Raw genomic sequence first — 24,934 nt, forward strand, 5'->3', positions numbered from 1 at the left:
TCCCGAAGTCATCCCAGCGCAGGATCTACCAGCGACGGCACCGGATTAGTGTGCACGCATGAGCAGGCGCTGGCTGGACTGGGCGATCGCCGCCGGGGTCGCCGCGAGCCTGGTGGTGGCCGGGCATCCCGCCACCGGCCCGGGCTACGCGTTGCTGGCCGCGAGCGGGCTGGCGCTCGTGGCGCGCAGGACGGCCCCGATCGCCGTGCTCGTCGCCACCGGGCTCCTCGCGCTGGGCTACCAGGCGACCGGGGCCGACGTGCCCGTGATCGCGTTCCTGTTCGCCGTGTACGCGACCATGCGGGCGGGCCATCGCGTCGTCACGCTCGCCGGTTCCGTGCTGATGCTCGCCACGCTCCCTCTCGCGGCGCTCCTGTCGCCCCGCGATCTCACGGTGTACGAGGCGTTCGGGCAGACGAGGGACGTCCTGCAGATCGCGTGGCTGATCGCCGCCGCGGCCGCCGGTGAGGCGCTCAGGCAGGCCGAGCGCAGAGCCGACGAGGCCGAACGCACCCGCGAGGAGACGGCGCGCAGGCGGGCCGGTGAGGAACGCCTGCACATCGCCCGCGAACTGCACGACTCCCTGACCCACCAGATCTCCGTGATCAAACTGCAGGCCGAGGTCGCCGTCCACCTCGCCCGCAAGCGCGGCGAGGACGTGCCCGAGCCGCTCCTGGTGATCCGCGACGCCGGCCGCGAAGCCGCGAGGGAGCTGCGGGCGACGTTGGAAGCGCTCAGGGACGACGACAAGAACCCGCCGCACGGCATGGACGACGTCCCCGCGCTCGTCGAACGCGCGAGGTCGAACGGCCTGGACGCCCGGCTCACGATCGAAGGCCGCCACGACGACGTCCCCGCCGCGGTCGGCCGGACGGCGTACCGGATCGTGCAGGAGTCGCTCACGAACATCGCCCGCCACGCCGTCGCGGCCACCGCTCAGATCCACATCGACTACCGGCCGGACGCGGTGGTCATCCAGGTGGACGACGACGGCACGGCGACGCCGAGGAACCCGGAGCCCGGCGTCGGGCTCCTCGGCATGCGGGAACGGGTCACGGCGCTCGGCGGTCACCTGCGCGCCGCTCCGCGCACTGAAGGCGGTTTCAGCGTGCAGGCCGAACTTCCCGTGGTGCAGCCATGATCCGCGTCCTGCTGGTGGACGACCAGCCGCTGATCCGCAGCGGTTTCCGCGCGTTGCTGGACGCCGAGGACGACATCGAGGTCGTCGCCGAGGCCGCGAACGGCGCGGAAGGGCTCGACCAGGCCCGTCGCCACCTCCCGGACATCGCGCTGATCGACGTCCAGATGCCCGGGATGGACGGCATCGAGGCGACCAGGCAGATCGCGGCCGACCCGGCCCTGACCGGCACGCACGTCGTGATCCTCACCAACTACGGCCTGGACGAGTACGTCTTCCACGCTCTGAAAGCGGGCGCGGCCGGGTTCCTGGTCAAGGACGTGCAGCCGGAGGACTTCCTGCACGCCGTCCGGGTCGCGGCCCGCGGCGACGCGCTGCTCGCCCCGTCGATCACCCGCCGCCTGATCGACAGGTACGTGAGCCAGCCGCCGCACCGCAACCAGAGCCTCGCCCACCTCACCAACCGCGAACGCGAGGCCGTCACGCTGGTCGCGCGCGGCCTCTCGAACGACGAGATCGCCGCCGCAATGGTGATCAGCCCGCTCACCGCGAAGACCCACGTCAACCGGGCGATGATGAAGCTGCACGCCCGCGACCGGGCCCAGCTCGTGGTGATCGCCTACGAGTCGGGCCTGGTCGTCCCGCAGGCCTCGGAACGCGGATAGCCCTCGGAGCAGATCCGCGCCTCGGCGTCCGCAGTGGACAGCGACCAGCGGATGATCCGCGAGTCGTTCGCGCCGGACACCAGCTCGTCCTCCCGCGTGAACGCGACGGCCTGCACCGGACCGGTGTGCCCGGTCAGCGTCGTGCCCGCACGGGTGCCGAGGTTCCACACGACGACCGAGTCGTCCTCTCCCCCGGACGCCAGCGCGTCGCCGGACGGGCTGAACGCCAGCGCCACCACCGCGGCGGAATGGCCGGTCAGCGTCATCAGTTCCGCACCCGTGGCCACGTCCCAGACCTTCACCGTCCGGTTGGCGCCCGCCGTCGCGAACCGCGTGCCGTCCGGGCTGACCGCGACGTCCCGCACGTCGCCCTGACCGGTGCTGACCCGTCGTTCCAGCCGGTCGCCGGCGAGGTCCCACAGCATCGCGCCGCCCGCCGGATCGGTGGAGATCAGCAGGCGGCCGTCCGGGGTGAACTCGACGGCGCTCGCGATGTACGGGCCACCGGAGAAGGCGCCCTGCGTCAGATCGGGCAGGCTCCAGCGGAACCGGCCGAGCGACGCCGTCACGATCCCGCGCCCGTCCGGCTGGTAGGCGATGCCGGTCGACGCGCCCAGACCGCTGTAGGACAACGACGACAGCCGTTCCCGCCGGGCGACGTCCCAGAGCGAGATGGTGTGGTCGCGGGTCAGCGCGGCCAGCCGGGAGCCGTCCGGGCTGAACGCCACCGACTCCACCCGGTCGGAATGACCGTCCAAAGTGGCCACCGCGACGCCGTCGAGATCCCACAACCGCACGGTTCCGTCGTCCCCGGCGGACGCGACCACACCGCCGGACACGTCGATGTCGTTGATGCCGTCGGCATGTCCGGTGAACGGCGGCACGGCGTCCTCGCGCACCGCCACGATCCGGCCGTAGCCGCCGGAGACCAGCAGCGTGCCGTCGCGGCCCAGCGCGATCGCCCTGGACTCGGTGCGGCCGCGGTCGCGGTAGGTCGTGATGGGACGGCCGGTGCGGATGTCCCAGATGGTGATGAGGCCGTCCTCGTCCGCCACCGCCATCCGGCCGCCCACCGGTCCGGACGCCTCCCACGCGTAGGCGCCCTGCTTCGGCAGCTCGGACAGCAACTTCCCGCTGACGTCCCAGAACTTGACGCCGTCGCGCAACGTCGAGGTGACGATCGCCGCGCCGTCGAAACCGACGTTGTTGACCTCCGGGGACGGGATCTCGCCGATGCGCGCGCCGGACGCGACGTCCCACACCAGCGGGCGCTCCTTGCCGTTCGCGGTGACGAGCAGCGAGCCGTCCGGGCTGAACGCCAGCGCGTTCACCTCGTTGCGGTGTCCCTGGAAGATCCTGCTGGTCTTCGTGGCCACGTCCCACACCTCGACGGTGCCACCGGCGACGCCGACCGCGAACGACGTCCCGGCCGGGTGGAACGCGAGCCCGGTGGTGATCACGTCGAACTGGTGGGAGAACACGGCGGCGCCGCTCGCCAGTTCCCAGACCACGACGTCACCGCGGCTTCCGCCCAGCGCGGGCAGTGACGCGTTCGAGGCGAGGAACCTGTCGTCGGCGCTGAACTCGGCCTGCCTGGCGTAGCCGCCGTCGGTGAACCCGTTGTGGTCGGCCAGAAGGAGCTTTCGGGACCGGGTCTGCGGGTCCCACAGCGTGACGTGGCCGTCCCGATCGGCCGTGGCGATCACGTCCCCCTTGTGCGACACGCTCACATCGAGCACCGGTGGGCCGTCCGCGTTGAGCTCGATTCGCCGTCGCGGTGCGGAAGCGGCACTCAGCAGTGCGCCTCGGGTGTCGTCATCCGCGTGCAACCGGTAGGCCGACACGGCGAGCTGTCCGGCGAGGTCGGGGGCCGTGTCGACGAGGCCACGAGCGGACAGCGCGATCTGATGGGCCTGCTCGATCCGTTGCCGCAGCTGGGCTTCCCGTGACTGCCACCACGCGACCCCACCACCGCCCGCGGCCAGCAGGAGCAGCACGCCCATGATCGAGACGAGCCTGGTCAGCAAGCGATTGCGGCGCTTCACCGTCACCTGCTCGGCCTCGTCGCGCTCGCGGCTGGCTCCGAGGAACGCCTCCTCCGCCGCGTTCAGCTCGCCGGGGTGGTCCTGCGCCCAGGCCGACGCGGTGACGAGCTGGGTGCCCCGGTAGAGCGCGCCCTCGTCCCGGTCCAGTTCGCTCCAGGTGTGCGCGGCGGCGGTCAGCCTGCGGTGGACCAGCAGCGTCGAGCGATCGTCGGACAGCCAGCGCTGCAACCGGGGCCACGCGCGGATCAGCGCTTCGTGCGCGATCTCCGCGGTGTCCTCGTCCACCACGATCAGCCGCTCGGCGACCAGGCGGCTGAGCACGCCGTCGATCACCCCCGGCTCGGCGATGCCGTCGAGTTCGGCGCGGCGGATCGGCCTGCGGGTGTCCTCGGTGCCGTCGCCGAACGCGGTGAGCCGCACCAGGATCCGGCGCATGGCCTGCCGTTCGGCGTCGTCCAGGTCGTCGTAAGCGCGTTCGGCGGTCTGCGCGATCGCCCCGCGCACCCCGCCACCGGCCCGGTACGCGGCCAGCGTCAGTTCGGTGCCGGAGCGTTGCCACGTTTCGACGAGCGCGTGCGACAGCAACGGAAGCGCGCCCGGTTCAGCGTCCACGTCGGCGAGAACGGTCGCGAGCAGGTCGGCGGCGACGGACAGCCCGCTCATCGTGGCCGGGCGCAGCACGATGTCCCGCAGGTCGGCGCTGGACGGCGGTCCGACCAGCACGGTCGCCTCGTCGGCGAGCGCCTGAACCAGGCCGGGGTGCTGCGTGACGTGGGCGAGGAAGTCCGCCCGGACGCCGAGCGCGACGTGGGTGCGGCGGTGCGGTCCCTGGGCTGCGTCGAGCAGCACGCCGATGAACTGTGAGCGCTCACTTTCGTTGGTGCACAACGTGAACAGCTCTTCCAGCTGGTCCACGACGAGCAGCACGCGCACGTCGTCCGGGCCGTTCGCGAGCGCGTTGCGGACCTCGACGTCGAACGCCGCCGGGTCTGCGTCGAGGTCGGGCCGCTTGCCGGTGAACGACGCGAGCGCGTTCGTGAGCGCTGCCATCGGGTGCGCGGTCGGCGTGATGACGATCGGCCGCCAGCTCCGGTCGAGCCCGCCGACGACACCGGCGCGCAGCAACGAGGACTTGCCGCTGCCCGAAGCGCCGAACACCCCGACGACGGGATGGCGGTCGATCCGGCGCGTGACCAGGTCGACGAGGTGGTCGCGGCCGAAGAACCACGGGTGGTGCTCCGGCTGGTATGCCATCAGGCCGCGATACGGGCAGTCCGCGCGGGCGGTCTTCGGCGGCGCGGGTTCGTGCAGCGGCGCGCCCTGCAGCATCGTCTCGTGCAGGCCGCGCAGTTCGGGGCCGGGTTCGATGCCGAGGTCGCCCACGAGCCGTTCGCGGGCCCGGCGGAACACTTCTAGGGCCTCTGCCTGGCGGGACGCGCCGTAGAGGGCGGTCATCAGCTTGGCGTGCAACGGTTCGCGGTACGGATTGGCGTGCGCCAGCTCGGCCAGGCTTCCGATCACCTCGGCGTGCCGGCCGAGCGCCAGTTCGGCCGCGGCACGCGCTTCAGCCGCCCGCAGCCGGGCCTCGTCCAGTCTCGCGGCGAACTGGCCGGGCAGATCCGGGTAGGCCGGGCCGCGCCACAGGCCGAGCGCCTCGGTGAGCAGGTCGGCCGCCTTGGCCGGGTCGCCGTCCGCGAGCGCCCGTTCGCCGTCCTCGGTCAGCTGGTCGAACAGGTCCGCGTCGAGCTCGCCGGGGTCGATCCTCAGTTCGTACCCGGCCGGTTCGCGGGTGATCCGGTCGCCGAGGCCCAGCGCGCGCTTGAGCTGGTAGACGTACAACCGGACGTTCTCCTGCGCGGAGGCTGGCGGGACCTCCCAGAGCACCTCGATCAGCCGTTGCGGGGAAACGGGTGTGTTGGCGTGCCGCACCAGCATCGCGAGCAGGATCCGCTGCTTCGCCGACCGCAACGGGGTCTCTTCCTCGCCCGCCGCGACGACGATCGGACCGAGCACCCGGAACCGCACGCACCCTCCCCCGATGATCGGCGGAACGGTAACAACGACCTGGCGTTATACGCAGCCGATACGCGGAAATACGGTCCTTTCCCGACTGTTCCGGGATGTGCCGACCATCCATGTCTCCCTGTCGCTGCGCAGCACGTTGCTGGCCGACCGGATCTCGTCCCGCCTCACCGCCGTGCCGTGGGCTGTCCCAGGCACTCCCGCCGACGTGATCGTCACCGACGCCGCTGCCGCCGCCGGGCCGCGCACGGTCGCGGTGCTGTCGTCGTTCGACGCCGTGGAAGGACTGGTGCGGCTGGGCGTGACGGGGCTCGTGCTCGCCGACGACCCTCCCGATGACATCGTGCGGGCGGTGCACGATGTGCACCGGTTCGGCGGCTGGGTGTCGCCGCGGCTGGTGTCCTCGTTGCTGCCCGGTCCCCCGCCGGCGTCGCTGACAGCCCGCGAGCGGGAGACGTTGCGGCTGGTCGCCGAGGGACGGGAGAACGCGGAGATCGCCGCGGCCATGTTCATCACCGTGAGCGCGGTGAAGTACCACGTGTCGAACCTGCTGAGGAAGTTCGGGTGCCGCGACCGCACACAACTGGTCTCGCGACTAGGGCGCCCGCTGGCCGTCCGTTCCTAGCGTGCTGAGCATGAGAATCCTCGTTGCCGCCCTGATCTCGTTCGGGGTTCTGATAGGAGTCGTCAGCCCCGCACAGGCGGCGCTGCCGTCGTGGCCGAACGTCAAGGAAGGGCAGAACGGCGCGACCGTGCTGACCGCCCAGCACCTGCTGCGTCACCGCGGCTACAACATCAGCGCCGACGGCGACTTCGGCCCGGCCACCGAGGCGGCGGTCAAGCAGTTCCAGACCGCCAACGGCCTGTCGTCCGACGGCCAGATCGGCCCGAACACCTGGCCGAAGCTGATCGTCAGCGTCCAGCAGGGCAACAACAGCAACGCCGTCCGCGCCGCCCAGGTGCAGCTCAACCGCTACGGCTACGGCCTGGACGAGGACGGCGACTTCGGCGGCGGCACGCACAGCGCCGCCGTGGCGTTCCAGAAGTCGAAGAGCCTGTCGGCGGACGGCGTCGTCGGCCCGAACACCTGGCAGACCCTGGTCGGCGGATCGGGCTCCGGCGGCGGTGGCGGCGGCACCTACAGTCTGCCGCTGGCCAAGAGCGCCCTGCCGCGCAGCGAGTACGACGACCCGCACCACGACTACCCCGCCATCGACCTGCCGGTGAACAGCAAGCCGGCGTACGCGATGGTCACCGGCACCGCCTACCGCATCAACGAGCCCAGCGGCTGCGGCAACGGCCTGCGGATCGTCAAGAGCGGCGTCGACTACATCTACTGCCACTTCTCGTCGTGGTCGGTCTCGAACGGCACCGCCGTCAAGGCCGGTGACCGCGTCGGCACGACCGGCAACACCGGCAACTCGACGGGCCCGCACCTGCACATCGCGATCAAGATCAGCGGAACGTCCTACTGCCCGCAGAACTTCCTGCTCGCGCTGTACGACGGACGGACGCCGCCGGCGCCGTCGTCGCTGCCCCGCACGGGCTGCTTCTACTGACAGAAAACGGGCCTGGATCGCCGAGGCTCTCGGCGATCCAGGCCCTAGATCTCTGCCTCCCGCAGAAGACGGCCGGCCGCGTCGTAGGCGCGGACTCGCACGTTCGTGAGCTCCTGCGGGATGCGGCAGAGGTAGATCTCGCCGTACAACTCGGCTCGGAAGACCTGCCCGCCGAGCAGGAACTCGAGGACGGCGACCTCCGGGCCGACCCGCCCCACCTCGACGGTCCCGTCCTCGCTGACCAGGCCGAGGCGGCCGGCGAAGTACTCGTCACCCGGTGGACCGACCTCGGACGTCGAGACGGTCTGCGACTGAGGTTCGACGGTGCACACGACGAGCCGGCTGTCGGTGACGCCCACCTCCAGGACGCTGTCGTTCAGCCTCTGCAGGGTGTTGAGCCGGAATCCTGGTGGCCTGCGGCAACCGTCGTCCGCGAGAGCGCGCATCGACTCGATCGACAGCGGTGCCGGTGTTCCGGCGATGGCGACAGTGCCGGCCGTGTCGTGGGCAAGAGCCAGCGCGGTGGCGACCGCCAGCGCTCCCAGCACGTACCGCGTGATTCTCATGGCTCCCCCGGATCGTCAGTCTAGGCAGGCAACCGCCGCTGCCGGACGACTTTCGCGCTTAGAGGCGCGCGATCTCCGACGTGGCGAGCAGGAACGCCCCGACGGCGAAGTTCGACGTGTCGCCAGCGCGCACGGGCTGGTTGCTGCTCCACACCCTGCACGTACCCGAGCCGGCCGCCGGTCTGCAGGGCGTGCCTGGTCAGGCCGTCCCAGCCCTTCGTCAGCGTGCGGATCCAGTGGTCCGCGGCCAGCCGCCCGGAGTCGAGCGGCCCGGCCACCGCCTGGGCCGTACCAGGGCCGATGAGCGGCAGGGCTGATGCCCCGAGCAGGAACGAACGCCGCCTCACCGTCAGGTTTTCTCCAACCTGTGACAGGGGCGGCGTCATCGCCCATCAGAGCGGGGAGTCACCCCGCCAGGCCAGGGTTTCGGAGGATGCCGGTACGCGGTGAGCGACCACACAGCCCGTTCCGGAAACACTGCGGGCTTGGGGGCCGTTATACGTGTTGGTCGGTGCGATCCGTGTCCCCCGGGCCTCACCTCAACGCCTTCGCGGAAGACCGTTCGGCTGGTACCGCGTAGAGCCACTCGCCGAGAGGCGACCGATCGCATCGGCCTCACCAGCTCGTCCTCAAGGCGTCGCTCTCCCCGACAGACGTCTTGAGGGCGTCCGGTCGGCGCGGAGCTCTCCTGCCGCGCCGACCACCCGGTTTTTCTTGCCCCGGAAGGTCTTCCGCGTTCGCGACGGTGACCGGCCACACAGGTTCCCCTGGAACACAACGGATCCCCGCACCGTTGTACGGGGTGGTCGGTGCGGAACGAGTCCCCGGGCCCCAACACAAACGCCTTCGCGGCATACCGTTCGGCTGGAACCGCGTCGTGCCCACCGCCGAGAGGCGACCGCCGCACCGACCACAAGCTCGGCCCTCAGGCTGCACACCCCCCGGACAGCTTGAGGGCCTTCCCCTTCACCGGATTCCCTTGCTCCGCAAAGAATCCTGCAGCGGACGCGCTCAATCCCTTGCTAAAACAGGAACTCAGCACCCCGAGCGGTGAGCGAGCACACAGATCACCAGGAAACACAACGGAACCCCGCACCGTTGTACAAGACGGTCGGCGCGGAACGAGTCCCCGGGCCCCAACACAAACGCCTTCGCGGAACCCCGTTCACCCGGAGCCGCGTCGTGCCCACCGCCGAGAGGCGACCGCCGCACCGACCACCCCTACTCGCCCCCAGGCTGCCGTCCTCCCCCAGGCAGCGTGGGGGCTTCTCGCATCTGCGGGCCCGACGGGTCAGGCGACTCCGGCGGCGATCAGCTTCGTCCAGATCTCGCCCTGGTCGACCACCTCGACGCCGAGCTTCTCCGCCTTCGTCAGCTTGCCGGCGCCCACGCCCTCGCCCGTGATGAGCAGGTCGGTGGTGGCCGAGACCGAGGAGGCGGCGGTGGCGCCGGCGCGTTCGCACATCTTCTGGAACGTCGGGCGGGTCACCTTCTCGCCGGAGCGCGGGTCGCTGATCGAGCCCGTGATCACGACGGACTTGCCCTCCAGGGGCGCGCCGGCGACCACTACCGGCGGCAGGTCTTCCTGGCGGACTTCGAGGGAGACGCCGCGGTCCCGCAGGCGTTCGATCTCCGGGCGCAGGCGGGACAGGTGGAAGTCGATCGACTCGGCGACCTTCTGGCCGATGTCCTCGACCGCCACGAGCTTCTCGACGCCCGCGTCGGCCACCTCTTCCAGGGAGCCGAAGCCCGCGCGGCACAGGCGGGCCGCGGTGCCTTCCGAGGCCATCGGGATCGAGAGGCCGATCATGGCTCGGCGCAGGCCCACGGAGCGGCTGCGGTCGATGGACTCGATCATGCGGGTCGCGGAGATCTCGCCCACGCGGTCGAACTCCAGCAGGCGTTCCTTGGTGAGCGTGTAGAAGTCGGACGGATTCACCAGGTCGCCGGTCTCGGCGAGGCGCTCGATCCACACCTGGCCGATGGCGTCGATGTCGGCCGCGGCGCGGGACGACCAGTGGATCAGGCGGCGCACGGTCTGGGCGGGGCAGACGGCGTTCGTGCAGAACAGCTCGCGGCTGTTGCCCTGCTCGGTCAGCGGTTGCGAGCACGACGGGCAGTCGGAGGGCGGGATGATCTCCTGCTCGTCTCCGGTGCGCTTCGACTCGTCCAGGACGCCCGCGACGAACGGGATCACGTCGCCCGCTCGGCGGACCAGGACGGTGTCGCCGATCTTGATGCCTTTCGAGCGGATGACCTCCTGGTTGGCCAGCGTCGCTCGGGTGACCGTGGTGCCGCCGACGAACACCGGCTCCAGCCACGCGACCGGGGCGATCTTGCCGGTCTTGCCCACGTCCCAGACGACGTCCTTCAGCACCGTCGTCTTCTCCTCGGCCGCGAACTTGTACGCGATCGCGCCGCGCGGAGAGGACGAACGGGTGCCCGCTGCGGCGAACGCGTCACGGTTCGCGAGGCGCAGCACGGCGCCGTCGAGGTCGTAGTCGAGCTTGTTGCGAGCTTGCTCGATGCCGCCGATCAGCTCCTGCGCCTCGGCCGCGGTGGAGCAGTGCTTCATCTCCGCCACGCTGAAACCCAGCTTGCGCAGGCCCGCGTCGAGGTCGGAGTCGGCGCTCTCCGGCTCGGTCGTCAGGTCGAACGCGAAGAACTGCATGCGCCGGCCCTCGACCGCCTTCGGGTCCTTCGCGCGCAACGTGCCCGCGGCGGCGTTGCGCGGGTTGATCAGCGGCTTGTCCGGGTGCGCCGCGTTGTACGTGTCGAACGTCGAGCGCAGCATCACGCACTCGCCGCGCACCTCGACGCGACCGGGCGCCTCGACCTTGTCCGGCACGCCGTCGCACAGCGCGCGCGTGAGGAACGTGACGTCGTCCCCCGTCGTGCCGTCGCCACGGGTGACAGCGCGCGCGAGCCGGCCGTTCTCGTACACCAGCGCCAGCGACAGGCCGTCGAGCTTCGGCATGACGACCACGGGCTGACCGGGGAACCGGGAGAAGAACGACTCGACCTGCTCAGGCTTGTTCGCCTTCTCCAGCGACAGCATCGGCCGCGAGTGCCGCACGGGCGCGTGCAGCACCGACGGCGCGCCCACGTGGTCGAGCGGATTGTCCTTCGGCGCCAGCTTCGGATGCTTCGCGACCAGACCGCGGAACTCGTCCTCGATCGCGTCGTACTCCGCGTCCGCCACCAACGGCTCGCCCTGGTAGTACGCGTCCCGCAGCTCGACGATCCGCGCCGCCAGCTCCTGAATCCGATCCCCCGCAGCACTCATGGACAGGACGTTACCGGGCACCCCTGACAATTCCGTGCAGCCGCGATCGAGCACCGCTCAAGCCGTGTGCTCCACCAGTGCGCCGACGAACTCGGGCCACACCGGACGTGGCAGATCGTGCCCGACCGAGTCCAGAACCAGCAGCGACGCACCCGGCACAGCGTCACGCAGAGCTTCCCCGTGCTCCGGCGGATAGACCGGATCGAGCGAACCGTGTATCACCAAAGTGGGCGCGACGATGTCACCGAACCCACCCCCACGCGGAGCGTCGAACTCGATGCGGAAGTGGTTGGTCATCGCCGACGCCAAGTTCACCGTCCGTGCCACGTCCTGCAGGGCCAGCAGACGCACGGCCTCCTCGTCGAAGTACGGCGACGTACCCGCGTACGCCCGCAGCACCGACACGATGGACTCCACATCGGACGAAGCCTGCGCACCCGAAGCCTCCAGAAAGGCCTCGGTCATCGGCGGCAGGTCCGGGTCACCGGTCGTGGTCGCCACGAACGTCAGCGACAGCACCCGATCCGCGTGATCGACGCCCAGCGCCAGCGCGATCGCCCCGCTCATCGACCGCCCGACCACGTGAGCACGGTCCACGCCCAACGCGTCCAGGATCCCCACGGCGTCCAGCACCAGGTCCGACAGCGCATACCCCGGCTCGCCGGGCGGATAGCTCACGGACAGCCCGGTGTCGCGGTTGTCGTAACGGATCACGAACCGCCCACGCGCCGCGATCGCCGCACACAGCTCCGACTCCCACCACAACATGGACGCGCACGCACCGTGGATCAGCAGCACAGCCGGATCGGCAGGATCCCCGAACGTCTCGACGCACAACTCCACCCCGTTGACGCGCATCACCGCACCGCCGGTCCATCGCGCAGCACGCCGCGCACGTGATCCACGGACAAGGCAGCCGGGTCGAAGGCGGTCAGGCACCAGGTGGCACCGGCCGAGACATACGGCGCGACGTCCTCACCAGGAGAAACCTCGCAGACGTAGTCGAACGGCCCGTCACCGGTCCGCAGCTCCTCCACCTGCCCCACCGCGTCAGCGAACTCACCGGCCGACGACAGGTTCACCGGGAAGAAGCCGTCCAGACCGGCGGCCCGACGCATCGGCCGCACCTTCCCGGGAAAGCCGGCGGCCCACACCGGCACGCCAGGCCGCTGCACGGGCCGAGGCAGGAACGTCACACCGTCCACGGTGTAGTGCGCGCCGCGGTGATGCACGGTCTCGCCTGACCACGCCGCCCGCAGGATCTCCAGCGACTCGTCCAGCATCTGCCCGCGCACGCGGTCGTCGCACTCCTCCCCGGTCCGCGAGAACTCGCCCGCGAACCGGTCGCTCCCGAGGCCCACGCCGAGCACGAGCCGTCCACCGCCGAGCAGGTCCAGCGACGCGGTCTCGCGAGCGAGCTTCACGGGCCGCCGCCGGGCGACGGCCGACACCATCGGCCCGAACCGCAGCCGCGAGGTGGCCGAGGCGACGGCCGCCAGCGTGATCCACGGATCGGCCACGTGCGTGACCGGTTCGCGCCAGCGGACGTGGTCCCAGACGAACAGCCCCGCCCAGCCCGCCTCCTCCGCCTCCGCGGCGAGGCGGGCGACGAGCAACGGATCGGCGAGCGCGTCGAACAGCGGCAACCAGAGAGCACATCGTGGGGTCATGAGAGCAACGCTAGAAACGGACGAGCATTAACAAAAGCGATAGATTCTGCTCACAACAACAAGCCACGCTTATAGTCAGGGCCGTGATGGACCTCCGCCACCTGGCGACCCTGGACGCCGTGGCCACCGAAGGCACCTTCGGCAAGGCCGCCGACCGCCTCGGCTACACGCAGTCGGCCGTGAGTCAGCAGGTCGCCGCGCTGGAGAAGGCCGTGGGCGGCGCCGTGTTCGACCGCCCAGGCGGCCCGAAACCGGTCCGCCTCACGCCACTGGGCGAGGTCGTGCTCGCCCACGGACGCGAACTCCTGGCCAGAGCCGCCGCCACCGAGGACGCCGTCGAACGCTTCAAGGCCGGCGAGGGCCGCGTCGACATCGGCACCTTCCAGAGCGTCACCAACGTCATCCTCCCGACGGTGGTCCGCCAGCTCCTCACCGAACACCCCGCCGCCGACATCCGGCTGTTCGAGGAGGAGACCGACCAGCCCAGCGCCGACGGCCTCGACCTGGTCTTCTTCGACGGACGGGTCAAGGACGCCGACCAGGTCAAGATCCTCGACGACCCGTACGTGCTGGTCACCCGCCGCGGCCAGTTCCCACCCGGCCCGGTCCCGCTCCAGGCCCTGCACGGCGCCGCGATGGTCGCCCAGCCACCGATCTGCGACCAGGCCAGGGTCGAACGGGTCTACGCCGACGCCGGTGTCGCGCCGCTGATCGTGTTCCGCACGGCCGACAACCGGGGCGTGATCTCGATGGTCCGCGCCGGCATGGGCGTCGCCGTGATGCCGAGACTCGCGCTCGACGTGCCCTCGGACGACCTGTCCACGCACGAGCTCGAACCCGCGCTGGCCCCGAGGGAGATCTACCTGGCCTGGCAGGCGAACCGGACGCTGTCACCGCTGGCCACCCGCGTCATCGAGCTGACCAGGCAGACAACCGCGAAGCTCTAGTCACGCGGCCCGCGCAGCATCAGCACCACCCGCAGGACGTGCTCGACGGCCGCCGGGAACACCGCTCCCCGCAGTTCATCGCGGTGCACCAGGGTCTGCCCGGCGAACTCGACCATGCGTTCCGGACCGCCCCGCCGGACCACGAGCGCGGCGACCTCCTCCAGGTCGAGGCCGGGGTGGTCGAGGCGGGTCAGCGCGAACTCGACGATCAGCTCCTCGTCGCTCATCCGGCACCTCCTCCCACCCTTCGGATTCTTCCACCGATACACGTCGAGAACATGTGCTGGACCGATGATCCGCGTTACCAGCACGCTGTCGTTCATGAAGTTCTCGCGGCCAGAGGCCCGCAGCTGGCGATGCCCGCCCGCGCCCACCGAGGTGCGGGACTTCCACGCTCAGCTGCCTGACCACGCTCCCACGCCGCTGACCGAACTGCCGTCTCTCGCCGCGGAGCTCGGGATCGGCCGTCTGTTCGTCAAGGACGAATCCTCCCGGCTGGGCCTGCCCGCTTTCAAGGCCCTGGGCGCGTCGTGGGCCGTTCACCGCGTTCTTCAGCACCGAACCGGGCCGGTCACGCTCACCACCGCGACCGACGGCAACCACGGCCGCGCGGTCGCCCGCATGGCCCGGCTGCGCGGCCAGCGAGCCCACGTCTTCGTGCCGAACACCGTGCCGGCCCAGGCGATCGAGGCGATCAGGGCCGAGAACGCCGAGGTCACCGTCGTCGACGGCACGTACGACGACGCGGTCGCCAGAGCCGCCGAAGCGGACGGGATCCTCGTGCAGGACATGGGATGGCCCGGTTACGAGGAGATCCCGGCCTGGATCGTCGAGGGCTACGGCACGCTCTGCCACGAGATCGACGAACAGCTCGACTCGGAACCCGACCTGGTGGTCATCCCCGTCGGCGTCGGCTCGTTCGCCCAGGCCGTCATCACGCACTACCGCAGCCGTGACTCGCGCACGAGACTCCTCGCCGTCGAACCCGACAGTGCCGCATGTGTCCTCGAAAGCCTGCGAGCGGGCGAACGCAAGACCATCCCCACCGGCGACACGATCATGGCCGGTCTCAACTGCGGCACCCCGTCCGCGACCGCCTGGCCGTACCTGAACAACGGTCTGGACGCCGCCGTGTCCATCTCCGAAGCCGAGTGCGCCCAAGCGATGCACGACCTCCACGCGCAGAACGTCCACTCAGGACCGTGCGGCGCCGCCCCTCTCGCCGGACTGCGCGCCATCCGCAGTGAGTTCGGCGACCTCGCCACCGTTGTGCTCATCAGCACCGAAGGACGCCTGTGAACCCACGTGACCTGCTGGCCGGCCTGATCTCCATCGACTCGGTCAACCCCGACCTCGTCCCCGGCGGCCACGGCGAAGGAGCGATCGCCGACTTCTGCGCCACCTGGTTCCAGCGCAACGGCTTCGAGGTCCACCGCCTGGAGCGACGACCGGGCAGGCCGTCGCTCGTCGCCGTCAGGAAGGGCACCGGCGGTGGGAAATCGTTGATGCTCAACGGCCACCTCGACACGGTCGGTCTCGCGGGCTACGACGGCGACCCGCTCAAGCCGGAGATCAGGGACGGCAAGATGTTCGGCCGCGGCACGTTCGACATGAAGGGCGGCATCGCGGCCATGATGATCGCCGCCGCCAGGGCCACCGAACGTCCTCTGCGCGGTGACGTGATCGTCGCGTGCGTGGCCGACGAGGAGCACGGCAGCTCCGGCACGGAGGAGGTCCTGGAGCGCTTCACCGCCGACGCCGCCATCGTCACCGAACCCAGCCACCTCGAAGTCACGCTGGCGCACAAGGGTTTCGTGTGGTTCGACGTCGAGGTCCAGGGCAGGGCCGCCCACGGGTCACGGCCGGAGCTCGGCATCGACGCGATCGCCAAAGCAGGCCACTTCCTCGTCGCGCTGGAACAACTCGGCCGAGACCTCGCGGAAGGCCCGAAACATCACCTGCTCGGCACCGGCACGGTCCACGCGTCGCTGATCAGCGGCGGTGAGGAGGCCTCGACCTACCCCGCGACCTGCAGGATCACCCTCGAACGCCGCACGGTCCCCGGAGAATCCCCGCAGCAGACCGAGGACGAGCTGCGCACGATCCTCGACCACCTCACCGCGACGGTCCCGGACTTCACCGCCACGCTCACCCGAGGCCTGGCCAGGGATCCCTTCGAGGCCGACCCCGAAGCCGAGATCGTCCGCACACTGATCGCGAACCTCGGCGAGCCGCCCGTCATCCGTGCCGAGCCGTTCTGGACCGACTGCGCCCTGCTGGACCGCGCCGGCATCCCCTGCCTGCTGTTCGGCGTCGACGGCGCGGGTGCCCACGCGGCCACCGAGTACGTCGACCTGGCCTCCCTCGACCACCTGACCGAGGTGCTGACCGCCACGATCGCCGGATTCTGCGGCTAGTGGTGTGGCCCGGAATGTTGCCGGGGGGATTCGTGGTCAGACGGGTGCATCGTGGTGCCGCCCCCACGTCCTCATACTGGACCGTATGGGGGCGTGGGGGCGGTGCCGCGAGGCGCCCTGCTGAGCGTGAATGCGCTCGCCAACAGTCCGGGCCGCGCCACTAGGTTCTCTTCCCGGGAAGCACGAGGGGGAGCCGGGAATGCCACGCAAGGAAAGGCCGCTCGACGCGGGTGACTCGGCGGTGCTCACGTTCGCGCGGGAGCTCAGGTCGTTGCGGGAGAGGGCGGGCAGCCCCACCTACCGCCAGCTCAGTTCGATGACGCACTACTCGGAGGCGGCCCTGTCCCAGGCCGCCGCCGGGCGCAAGCTGCCGACGCTGCAGGTCACGCTCGCCTACGTCCGGGCGTGTGGCGGGTCGGAGGAGGAGTGGGAACGCCGCTGGTACGCCACGGCCGCCGAAGAAGCGCAGCCGGAGCAGGACATCAGCTCGCCCTACGCGGGGCTGACCGCGTTCGGGCAGCAGGACGCCGAACGGTTCTTCGGCCGCGACCGCCTGATCGACCGGCTCGCCCGCCAGGTGCGGGACGACCGGGTCGTCGTGGTCGTCGGCGCGTCCGGCGCGGGCAAGTCGTCGCTGCTCAGGGCTGGTCTTATGCCCCGGCTGGGCGATCGCGCCGTGCTGTTCACGCCTGGTTCGGCACCGCTGGAGGAGTACGCCAGGGCGGTGGAGGACGCGACGCCGGACACCGTTCTCGTCGTCGACCAGTTCGAGGAGATCTTCACCCTCTGCGAGGACCGCGACACCCGCAGACGGTTCGTCGACAGGCTGACCGCGCGGAGGGTCGTGCTGGGCGTGCGAGCCGATTTCTACGGCCACTGCACGGACTTCCCCGCGCTGGTCGAGGCCATGGGCAGCGCCCAGATCACCGTCGGCCCGATGAGCACCGACGAGCTGCGCGCCGCGATCATCCAGCCCGCCCGGCGCATCGGCCACACCGTCGAGACCGCGCTGGTCGCCGAGCTCGTGGCGAACTGCGTCGAGCAGGCGGGCGCGCTGCCGTTGCTCTCCCACGCCCTGCTGGAGACCTGGCACCGCCGCAAGGGCAACACCCTGACGCTGCAGGGCTTCCGTGCCGCGGGCGGGTTCGAGGGCGCGCTGACCCGCACGGCCGAGTCGGTGTTCGCCGGTCTGAGCGAACGGCAGCAGGAAGTCGTGCGGTCGTTGTTCATCCGGCTCACCGCGATCGGCGACGGCACCGAGGACACCAAACGCCGGATCTCCCGCAGCGAACTCGACGACGAGCCGGACGCCGCGCTCGTCCTGGAGGCGCTGACGACGCACCGGTTGATCACGGTCGACCACGACCGGATCGAGATCACGCACGAGGCGCTGATCCGCTGCTGGCCGCGCCTGCGCGAGTGGCTCGCCGCCGACCGCGACGGCCTGCGCGCCCACCGCGACCTGGCCGAATCGGCGGCGGTGTGGGAGTCGCTGCACCGCGATCCCGGCGCGCTCGTGCGCGGTGCGCGCCTGGGCTCGTTCCGTCAGTGGCTGGAGGACCCGCCACACCCCCTGACCGCCCGCGAACGCGAGTTCCTCACGACCAGCGTCAACGCCGAGTCCGCCGATCTCGCCAGCACCCGGCAGGGCCGGCGCCGGCTGCAGGTCCTCGTGGGTCTGCTGACCCTGCTCCTGATCATCACCACCGGTATCAGCGTCACGGCGATGCAGGCCACGTCCGAGGCCACCAAGCAACGCAACAGCGCGCTCTCGCAGAAGGTCGCGCAGGACGCCAAACGCCTGCGCGGCACCGATCCCGCGCAGGCCGCGCAACTCGCGCTCGCCGCCTACCGGCTCTCCCCCACGCCCGACGCCCGCAGCGCCGTGCTCAGCGCGTTCACACCGTTCTACGCCACCCGCCTGACGGGCCACCGCGACAACGTCAACGCCGTCGCGTACTCACCGCAACGGCACCTGCTCGCCAGTTCCAGCAGGGACCGCACGGTCGAGGTCGTCGATCTCGCCGACCCGCACCACCCGCGGGAGGTCTCGACGCTCACCGGCCACACCGACAACGTCGTGAAGGTCGCGTTCAACACCGACGGCGCGCTCCTCGCCACGGCCGGATGGGACCGCACGGCCCGTTTGTGGGATTCGAGCACTGGAGACGTGCTCGCCACCCTCACCCACACCGACCCGGTCAACGCCGTGGCGTTCAGCGACCGGATCCTGGCCACCGCGAGCACCGACCGGATCGTCCGGCTCTGGGACCTCACCGACCTGCGCCACCCGCGCCGGATCGCCGAACTGCCCCACCCCGACTCCGTCATCTCGCTCGCGTTCAGCCCGGACAGCGGAAAGCTCGTCGCCGGCACCTGGGACGGCACCGCGCTGCTGTGGGACCTGACCGGCACCCCCACCTCGCGCGTGCTCGCGGGGAAGGGCCCGGTGCACGCGGTCGCCATCAGCCAGGACGGACAGCAGATCGCCACCAGCCGCGACCGCGAAGTCCAGGTCTGGCCGATGAACGGCGGTGAGCCGCGAATCCTGACCGGGCACACCGACGTCGTGCGCGGACTGGCGTTCAGCACCGACGGCCTCCTCGCGAGCACCTCGGTCGACCGCACCGCCCGCGTCTGGGACCTCGGTCAGGCCGACCCGCTCGTGCTGACCGGCCACACCGCCGCGGTCGTCGCGGCCACGTTCGCCGGATCGACGCTGGCCACCGCGAGCGACGACCACACCGTCCGGCTCTGGGACCTGCCCGGTGAGCTCCTGCAGGCCCACAGCGACTCCGTCTACTCCGTCGCCACCAACGGCAAGATGATCGCGACCGGCGGCTACGACCGCACGGTGAAGCTGTGGCAGGACGGCAGGCTCCGCACCGTCCTGACCGGGCCTGCCGACGCCGTCAACACGGTCAGGTTCTCCCCGGACGGCAAGGTCCTGCTCGCCGCCGGCGCGGACCACCGCGTGCACCGGTGGGACATCAGCGGCACCCCGGTCGAGCTCCCCGACCTCGCGGGCCACGCCGACGCGGTGAACGCCCTGGCCATCAGCCCGGACGGCTCCACCATCGCCACCGCCGGCACCGACCGCACCATCGTGCTGTGGGACGCGGCGACGGGCGCCTCGCTCGGCACCCTGCTCGGCCACTCGGACACCGTGGAGACGCTCGCCTTCAGCCCGGACGGCCGCCGCCTGGCCAGCGGGTCAGGTGACTTCAGCGCCCGGATCTGGGACGTCGCACAGCGCCGGGTGACCACCCACCTCACCGGCCAGACGCACGCCGTCAAGTCGGTCGCGTTCAGCCCGGACGGCACGCTCCTCGCCACCGGCGGCACCGACTTCGCCGTCCGCGTGTGGGACGCCGCCACCGGCACCCTCGCCGCCGAACTGACCGGCCACACCGACACCGTGCACGCCGTCGCGTTCTCCCCCGACGGCGCCACCCTGGCCAGCGCGAGCGCCGACCACGACGTGCGGCTGTGGCGCGTCGCCGACCGCACGCCGTTCGCCACGCTGTCCGGTCACACCGAGCGGGTGTACGCGCTGACGTTCCTGCCCGACGGCCACACGCTGCTCAGCGCGGGTGGCGACCGGACCGTGCGAGCGTGGGAGGCCGATGCCGAGCACGCTGCCGCGCGCATCTGCGCCACGGTGTCGCCGCCCCTGTCCGCCCCCGACTGGAACCGCCACTTCCCGGGCATCGACCTCACCCCGCCCTGCCCGCGATGACGTCGTCAGAGCGACGATCGCGGCAGACCCACCTCTTCACTCATGGCGCTCCCCCTTCTCCCGCTGACTGTCTAGCGGGAGAAGGTTCTTCACGGTCGAGGCCGTGAGCTGAAGAAACAACGGTGAACAACCCCGGCGATCTTGACGCTTCCCGAACAAAGCCCGAACCACGCCCTGTTCCAGGTCCGGCACCGTATCGACCCGAACGGTTCTTGCCGATCTTGAGAGGGGACTTCTCATGAAGCTGAGACAGGCGGTTTTCGGGTTATCCACCGCGGTCGTGCTGCTGCTGGGCGGCGTGCCCGCGAGCGCGGCCGCACCGGCGCGGCTCTCGGTGTCCGGGGCGGACGTGGTCGATCCGGCCGGGAACCCGATCGTGCTGCGGGGTTACAACTGGGGACAGTGGGGCACGGTCCAGCCGCAGGACGCGGGAGACAACGTGGCCGCGGGCGCGAACTCGGTGCGCATCCCGTTGCGCTGGTGGGGTGAGTGGAAGGACGGCGTCGACAGCCGCGATCCGGACCCCGCGAACCCGAGCCACGTCAAGGCCGGTCATCTGGCGTTGCTCGACCAGACCGTCGAGCAGGCGAGCGCCGCGGGCCTGTGGATCACGCTGTTCGTGGACTCGGACCACGGGCAGGGCGCGGGTGGGCGTCCTGACAACTTCTGGACGAACGCCGCGATGAAGCAGGAGTTCAAGGAGGTCTGGCAGTTCCTCGTGCGGCGCTACAAGACCAAGGCGTTCGTGGGGGCGTTCGAGATCCTGCCGGAGCCCCAGCCCATCGGGGTGAACGACGCCGGGGTGAAGGCGTTCTACGACGAGATGATCGGCGTGATCCGCAGTGTCGACCGCCGGACCCCGATCGTCGTGGGGCCCAACGACAACTACAGCTGCGCCCACCTCGAAGGCGCGTACACGACGATCGACCCGAAGGTCATCTACACCTGCAACTACTTCATCTTCTCCGAACCGCTCAACCGGATCGGGCAGATCACCGGGTTCCGGGCCGCGCACGGCGTGCCGGTGTGGATCAACCAGGTCGGCGTCGAGAGCGGCGACGACGACGCGAAGTCGAAGGCCCGCAAGGTGCTGGGGGCCTTCGACGACAACGGCATCGGCTGGGCGTGGTGGACCTACCGGATCAGCGGCACGAACCCGGACACGCACGGCATCTACTACGCCGACCCCTCCGAACCGGACGGGTGGCACCTCAAGCCGGGCTGGCTCGCTCTGGTGAACGGCTACCTCGCCGCATGACCGGTTCCTCGACGTAACGCCAGCTGAGCGCCGCCGCCACGATCGTGAGCACCGCCGCGATCGGCCCGGCGGCGGCGCCCAGCTCCGGCCGCAGCCACAGCGTCAGCGGGTAGTTCCACAGGTAGGCGCCGTAGGACAGGGTGCCGAGCGCCACCAGCGGGCGGATCGGCGTCGCCACCTGCTCCCACTTCGACCAGACCAGCAGCAGGACGGCCGTGCAGGCGGCGATCGCCGGGCCCGCCACGAGGTAGGTCAGCGCGTGGCCTCGCAGCGGCACCACCGAGAGCACCGCCAGCCCGGTCAGGGCGATCGGCACGGCCCAGCGCGGCGCGGTGGTCAGCTTCAGCCTGGTCGCGGCGCCGATCACGAAGCACACGAACCACGACGTCGGCAGCGCGTAGGCGTTGTCGGCGTTCGGCCACAGCCAGACGAGCGTCGCCGTGCAGGCCGCGAGCGCGCCCAGTGCCGTGACGACCAGGACCGCGCCGGTCCGGTCGCGCACCCAGGCGAACGCCAGCAACGCGGGCCACAGCAGGTAGAACTGCTCCTCGGTCGCGAGCGTCCAGCCGTGGAACGCCGCCGGACTGACCCCGCCGACGGGCAGGTTGCCGGTGAACGTCACCAGCACGATCACGGTCTTGAGCAGCTTGTCGCGCTCTCCCAACGGGTCGAACACGAGGGTGACGAGGGCGAAGATCAGGGTGAGCGCCAGCAACGCGGGCAGCAGCCTTCGCGCCCGGCGCAGGTAGAACCGCTTGAAGTCGACGCGTCCGGTGTTCGTCAGTTCCCGCCGCAGGACGCCGGTGATCAGGTAGCCGCTGAGCGTGAAGAACACGACCACGCCGACCACGCCCGCACCGGGGAACACGTCAGGGAACGCGTGGCGCAGCATCACCAGCAGAATCGCGATGCCGCGCAAGACGTCCAGCCCGGCGATCCGCTTCACCGCATCGCTCCCCGGACGAGCTTGTCCAGCAGGTCCGAATAGGACAGTCCGGCGGCCGCGAACATCTTGGGCACCTGCGACTCCGCCGTCATGCCCGGCATGGTGTTGACCTCGTTGAGCACCAGGCCGTCCTGGGTGAGGAAGAAGTCGACCCGCGCGAGTCCACGGCAGCCGAGCGCCTCGTAGACCTTGAGCGCCGCGTCTTCGAGCGCCTTGAGTTCCGTGTCCGCCAACGGGGCCGGGATGACGAACTGGGCGCTGCCGTCGTACTTCACGGTCGTGTCGAAGAGTCCGGGAACCTGGATCTCCAGCGGTGGCCCGGTCCTGCGGCCCTCCTCCGGGTCGTCCAGGACGGCGATGTCGATCTCCCGGCCGTTCAGCACCTCCTCGACCAGCACGCGGTCGTCCAGCTCCAGCGCGTGGCGCACGGCGGGTTCGAGATCCTCCTCGCGTTCGACGAGCTTCACCCCGAAACTCGACCCCGCCGCCACCGGCTTCACCACGACAGGTCCGGTGAAGTCCACAGTGGACGCGTTGGTGACCAGAGCGCCCTTCGCCGTGCGGACCCCGACGGCCTCGGCGACGAGCTTGGTGGCCCACTTGTCCATCGCGAGCGCACCGGCCCGCAGCGGCGATCCCACGTACGGCACGCCCGCCAGTTCGCACAGACCCGCCAGCGTGCCGTCCTCGCCCAGCGGCCCGTGGACCAGCGGCAACACGACGTCGCAGGTCGCGATCACGTCGAGCGCGGCGGCGAGGCTGCCGGACGTCAGCGTGTCGAGCACCTGACCGTTCTGGCCGTACCACTGGCCGTCGCGGCCGATCGTGAGCGCCACGGCCTCGTACTTCGCCGGGTCGAGCGCCTCCCGCACCGACGCCGCCGACGCCACGGAGACGTCGTGCTCGCAGTTCTGCCCGCCGCCGATCACGGCGACGCGGATCCCCCTCATCGAACGCTCCTCCGCACCCTCGCCCCAATGCCCGTCACGATCTCGTGCGGGATCGTTCCGGCCCACCGAGCCCAGTCCCCCGCCGTCGGCTCGCCGTCGTCGCCCGGCCCGAACACCACCGCCTCGTCCCCCGGTTCCACCACGTCGTCCCCGACATCGACCACGACCTGGTCCATCGAGATCACCCCGGCGACCGGCCGGCGCCGTCCCGCCAGCCACACCTCAGCCCGCGTGGACGCGTTGCGCGGCAGGCCATCCGCATAGCCCACCGGCAGCAACGCCAGCGTCGTCGCGCGTTCCGTCACGTGCGCGTGCCCGTAGCCGACGCCGGTTCCGGCGGCGACCCGCCGCACCTGGACCACCGGCGCCGTGAACCGCAACGCGGAGCGCAGCCGGGTGGTCCCGGACGGGTCGATCCCCACCAGCCCGGCCCCGATCCGGACGACGTCCAGGTGGGCGCCGGGGTCCGTCAGCGCGGCGCTCGTGGCCGCGAGGTGCCGCACGGACGGCCGCAGCCCCGCCTGGCGCGCCATCGCGACTCCCCGCAGCAGTGCGCGCTTCCCGGACTCATTCGCTCCAAGAATGTCGGCGCAAGGCAGATGTCCCATCACTCCGACGACCGAGACCCTCCCGGCCAGTTCCGCACGACGTGCCGCCGACATCAGCGACAGCCAGGTCTCCGGCGCGGCCCCGTCCCGCGCCATTCCCGTGTCCAGCTGGAGGTGCACGCGCACCCCGGCCTCCATGGCCGCGAGGTGGTCGAGACTCGGCACGCTCAGGTCGATCCCGTACCGGACCGCCGTCCGCACGTCGACGTCGACGGGGTTGAGCCAGCTCAGCACCGGAACGTCCACACCGGACTCCCGCACCTGCACGGCCTCGGCCAGGGACGTGACCCCGATCCAGGTGGCGCCCGCGGCCACCGCCGTGCGGGCGACGTCGCCCAGCCCGTGCCCGAACCCGTCGGCCTTCACCACCGCCATGACGCCACCGCGGGCCAGCGAGACGAACCGCCTCGTGTTGGCGGCCACCGCGGCGAGGTCGACCGAGAGCGACGGCCCGGCCGAGACCTGGCGCAGGCTCGTCACGCGCGCGCCCACGCAGGCACCTCCACTGGTCCGTAGACGGCGTGGTCGGCCCCGGTCAGCAACGCCCAGTAGCGGTCGCCGTAGGACCAGTGCCACCACTCGGTCGGATAGTTGATCAGGCCGGCCGCACTCAGCGCGTCGGCCAGCACCGTCCGGTTGCGGCGGGCCTCGTCGTCGACCGGCGCCGCGAAGAAGCAGGCGCCGTCGCTCTCCTCGGGAGTGGCGTCGACCGCCGTGCCCATCCAGAGCTCGGCACCCGACGTCGTGACCAGCGTCAGGTCGACCGCGGCACCCGCGACGTGCGGCGCGACGGCCAGCGGAGCCACGAACCGGCTCGACAACCGGCCGAGTTCGACGGCATCGGCCGCGGGGTGCAGTTCGAGCAACTCGGCCGTGTACCGCTCGATGATCGCGCTCTGGTCGCCGATGCTGCGATGACCCTCGATCACCCGGAGGTCCACACCGGACGGAAGCAGCGCGCGGGCCACGTCGAGCCGCCGCGCGAGTCCCTCCCGCACCCACACTCCGGGTGCGTGGTCCAATGGCACCAAAGGATCCCCGTTGTCGAGCACGCGGACGGCGCGCACGACCGGATCGGCTAGCAGGATGGTCATGCAGCCAACCTAGAAACGGACGTC

Annotated in this window: 20 protein-coding genes; 9 read left to right on the forward strand and 11 right to left on the reverse strand. The window is 70.9% G+C overall.

Features of this window, described 5'->3' with window-relative positions; translation table 11 throughout:
- The first annotated feature begins 58 nt into the window (after positions 1–58).
- Positions 59–1,141, forward strand: coding sequence for a sensor histidine kinase (locus SK854_RS09480; protein ID WP_319974630.1), 1,083 nt, complete (start codon positions 59–61; stop codon positions 1,139–1,141).
- Positions 1,138–1,803: a response regulator transcription factor gene (locus tag SK854_RS09485; protein ID WP_319974631.1), complete on the forward strand. Its 666-nt coding sequence runs from the start codon at positions 1,138–1,140 to the stop codon at positions 1,801–1,803. The genes SK854_RS09480 and SK854_RS09485 overlap by 4 nt, the downstream gene beginning before the upstream one ends.
- Here the strand turns inward: SK854_RS09485 and SK854_RS09490 are convergent.
- Positions 1,758–5,873 carry an nSTAND1 domain-containing NTPase gene (locus tag SK854_RS09490; RefSeq protein ID WP_319974632.1) on the reverse strand — a complete coding sequence of 1,372 codons (4,116 nt, stop codon included), beginning with the start codon at positions 5,871–5,873 and terminating at the stop codon, positions 1,758–1,760. The genes SK854_RS09485 and SK854_RS09490 overlap by 46 nt on opposite strands.
- 97 nt (positions 5,874–5,970) lie before the next feature.
- Between SK854_RS09490 and SK854_RS09495 the strand changes: the two genes are divergently transcribed.
- Together SK854_RS09495 and SK854_RS09500 are read left to right on the forward strand one after the other, a co-directional pair.
- The gene (locus SK854_RS09495) at positions 5,971–6,495 is read left to right on the forward strand and encodes a response regulator transcription factor (protein WP_319974633.1); all 525 of its coding nucleotides are present in this window, start codon (positions 5,971–5,973) and stop codon (positions 6,493–6,495) included.
- A gap of 10 nt (positions 6,496–6,505) precedes the next feature.
- The gene (locus SK854_RS09500) at positions 6,506–7,429 is read left to right on the forward strand and encodes a peptidoglycan-binding protein (RefSeq protein WP_319974634.1); all 924 of its coding nucleotides are present in this window, start codon (positions 6,506–6,508) and stop codon (positions 7,427–7,429) included.
- A gap of 44 nt (positions 7,430–7,473) precedes the next feature.
- Here the strand turns inward: SK854_RS09500 and SK854_RS09505 are convergent, their stop codons facing one another.
- The 5 genes from SK854_RS09505 to SK854_RS09525 form a co-directional block, all read right to left on the reverse strand.
- Positions 7,474–7,995, reverse strand: coding sequence for a hypothetical protein (locus SK854_RS09505; protein ID WP_319974635.1), 522 nt, complete (start codon positions 7,993–7,995; stop codon positions 7,474–7,476).
- A 20-nt stretch (positions 7,996–8,015) separates the two neighbouring features.
- Positions 8,016–8,342 carry a hypothetical protein gene (locus tag SK854_RS09510; RefSeq protein WP_319974636.1) on the reverse strand — a complete coding sequence of 109 codons (327 nt, stop codon included), beginning with the start codon at positions 8,340–8,342 and terminating at the stop codon, positions 8,016–8,018.
- A 944-nt stretch (positions 8,343–9,286) separates the two neighbouring features.
- Positions 9,287–11,281 carry an NAD-dependent DNA ligase LigA gene (gene ligA / locus SK854_RS09515; RefSeq protein WP_319974637.1) on the reverse strand — a complete coding sequence of 665 codons (1,995 nt, stop codon included), beginning with the start codon at positions 11,279–11,281 and terminating at the stop codon, positions 9,287–9,289.
- Positions 11,282–11,338: 57 nt separating this feature from the next.
- Complete coding sequence (locus tag SK854_RS09520; RefSeq protein ID WP_319974638.1) at positions 11,339–12,139, reverse strand: alpha/beta fold hydrolase; 801 nt, start codon at positions 12,137–12,139, stop codon at positions 11,339–11,341.
- Positions 12,139–12,951, reverse strand: a complete 813-nt coding sequence (locus SK854_RS09525; RefSeq protein ID WP_319974639.1) for an LLM class flavin-dependent oxidoreductase — start codon at positions 12,949–12,951, stop codon at positions 12,139–12,141. The genes SK854_RS09520 and SK854_RS09525 overlap by 1 nt, the downstream gene beginning before the upstream one ends.
- 86 nt (positions 12,952–13,037) lie before the next feature.
- Here SK854_RS09525 and SK854_RS09530 point away from each other — a divergent pair, with 86 nt between their 5' ends.
- A complete protein-coding gene (locus SK854_RS09530; protein ID WP_319974912.1) occupies positions 13,038–13,898 on the forward strand; it encodes a LysR family transcriptional regulator in 861 nt (286 codons plus the stop codon).
- On the opposite strand, the gene SK854_RS09535 is transcribed toward SK854_RS09530, so the two are convergent.
- Complete coding sequence (locus SK854_RS09535; protein ID WP_319974641.1) at positions 13,895–14,125, reverse strand: hypothetical protein; 231 nt, start codon at positions 14,123–14,125, stop codon at positions 13,895–13,897. The genes SK854_RS09530 and SK854_RS09535 overlap by 4 nt on opposite strands.
- A gap of 64 nt (positions 14,126–14,189) precedes the next feature.
- Here SK854_RS09535 and SK854_RS09540 point away from each other — a divergent pair, with 64 nt between their 5' ends.
- The 4 genes from SK854_RS09540 (at position 14,190) to SK854_RS09555 (ending at position 21,312) form a co-directional block, all read left to right on the forward strand.
- Positions 14,190–15,197, forward strand: a complete 1,008-nt coding sequence (locus SK854_RS09540) for a pyridoxal-phosphate dependent enzyme (protein ID WP_319974642.1) — start codon at positions 14,190–14,192, stop codon at positions 15,195–15,197.
- On the forward strand, positions 15,194–16,315 hold the full coding sequence (locus SK854_RS09545) for an ArgE/DapE family deacylase (RefSeq protein ID WP_319974643.1): 1,122 nt from the start codon (positions 15,194–15,196) through the stop codon (positions 16,313–16,315). Before SK854_RS09540 ends, SK854_RS09545 begins: the two co-directional genes overlap by 4 nt.
- A gap of 199 nt (positions 16,316–16,514) precedes the next feature.
- Positions 16,515–20,054 carry an nSTAND1 domain-containing NTPase gene (locus SK854_RS09550; RefSeq protein ID WP_319974644.1) on the forward strand — a complete coding sequence of 1,180 codons (3,540 nt, stop codon included), beginning with the start codon at positions 16,515–16,517 and terminating at the stop codon, positions 20,052–20,054.
- 238 nt (positions 20,055–20,292) lie between these two features.
- Complete coding sequence (locus SK854_RS09555; protein WP_319974645.1) at positions 20,293–21,312, forward strand: glycoside hydrolase family 5 protein; 1,020 nt, start codon at positions 20,293–20,295, stop codon at positions 21,310–21,312.
- Here SK854_RS09555 and SK854_RS09560 read toward each other — a convergent pair.
- From SK854_RS09560 to SK854_RS09575, 4 genes are read right to left on the reverse strand one after another with little or no spacing between them, the layout of a single operon-like run.
- Complete coding sequence (locus tag SK854_RS09560) at positions 21,266–22,258, reverse strand: acyltransferase family protein (protein WP_319974646.1); 993 nt, start codon at positions 22,256–22,258, stop codon at positions 21,266–21,268. The genes SK854_RS09555 and SK854_RS09560 overlap by 47 nt on opposite strands.
- Positions 22,255–23,208, reverse strand: coding sequence for a D-alanine--D-alanine ligase family protein (locus SK854_RS09565; protein ID WP_319974647.1), 954 nt, complete (start codon positions 23,206–23,208; stop codon positions 22,255–22,257). The genes SK854_RS09560 and SK854_RS09565 overlap by 4 nt, the downstream gene beginning before the upstream one ends.
- Positions 23,205–24,308 (reverse strand): alanine racemase, encoded by a 1,104-nt coding sequence (alr, locus tag SK854_RS09570; RefSeq protein ID WP_319974648.1) that lies wholly within the window; start codon positions 24,306–24,308, stop codon positions 23,205–23,207. The genes SK854_RS09565 and alr overlap by 4 nt, the downstream gene beginning before the upstream one ends.
- Positions 24,293–24,910: a M15 family metallopeptidase gene (locus SK854_RS09575; RefSeq protein WP_319974649.1), complete on the reverse strand. Its 618-nt coding sequence runs from the start codon at positions 24,908–24,910 to the stop codon at positions 24,293–24,295. Before SK854_RS09575 ends, alr begins: the two co-directional genes overlap by 16 nt.
- Between the last annotated feature and the right edge of the window lie 24 nt (positions 24,911–24,934).

Origin of the sequence: Lentzea sokolovensis (assembly GCF_033949975.1) — a bacterium.
Classification (GTDB): Bacteria; Actinomycetota; Actinomycetes; order Mycobacteriales; family Pseudonocardiaceae; genus Lentzea; species Lentzea sokolovensis.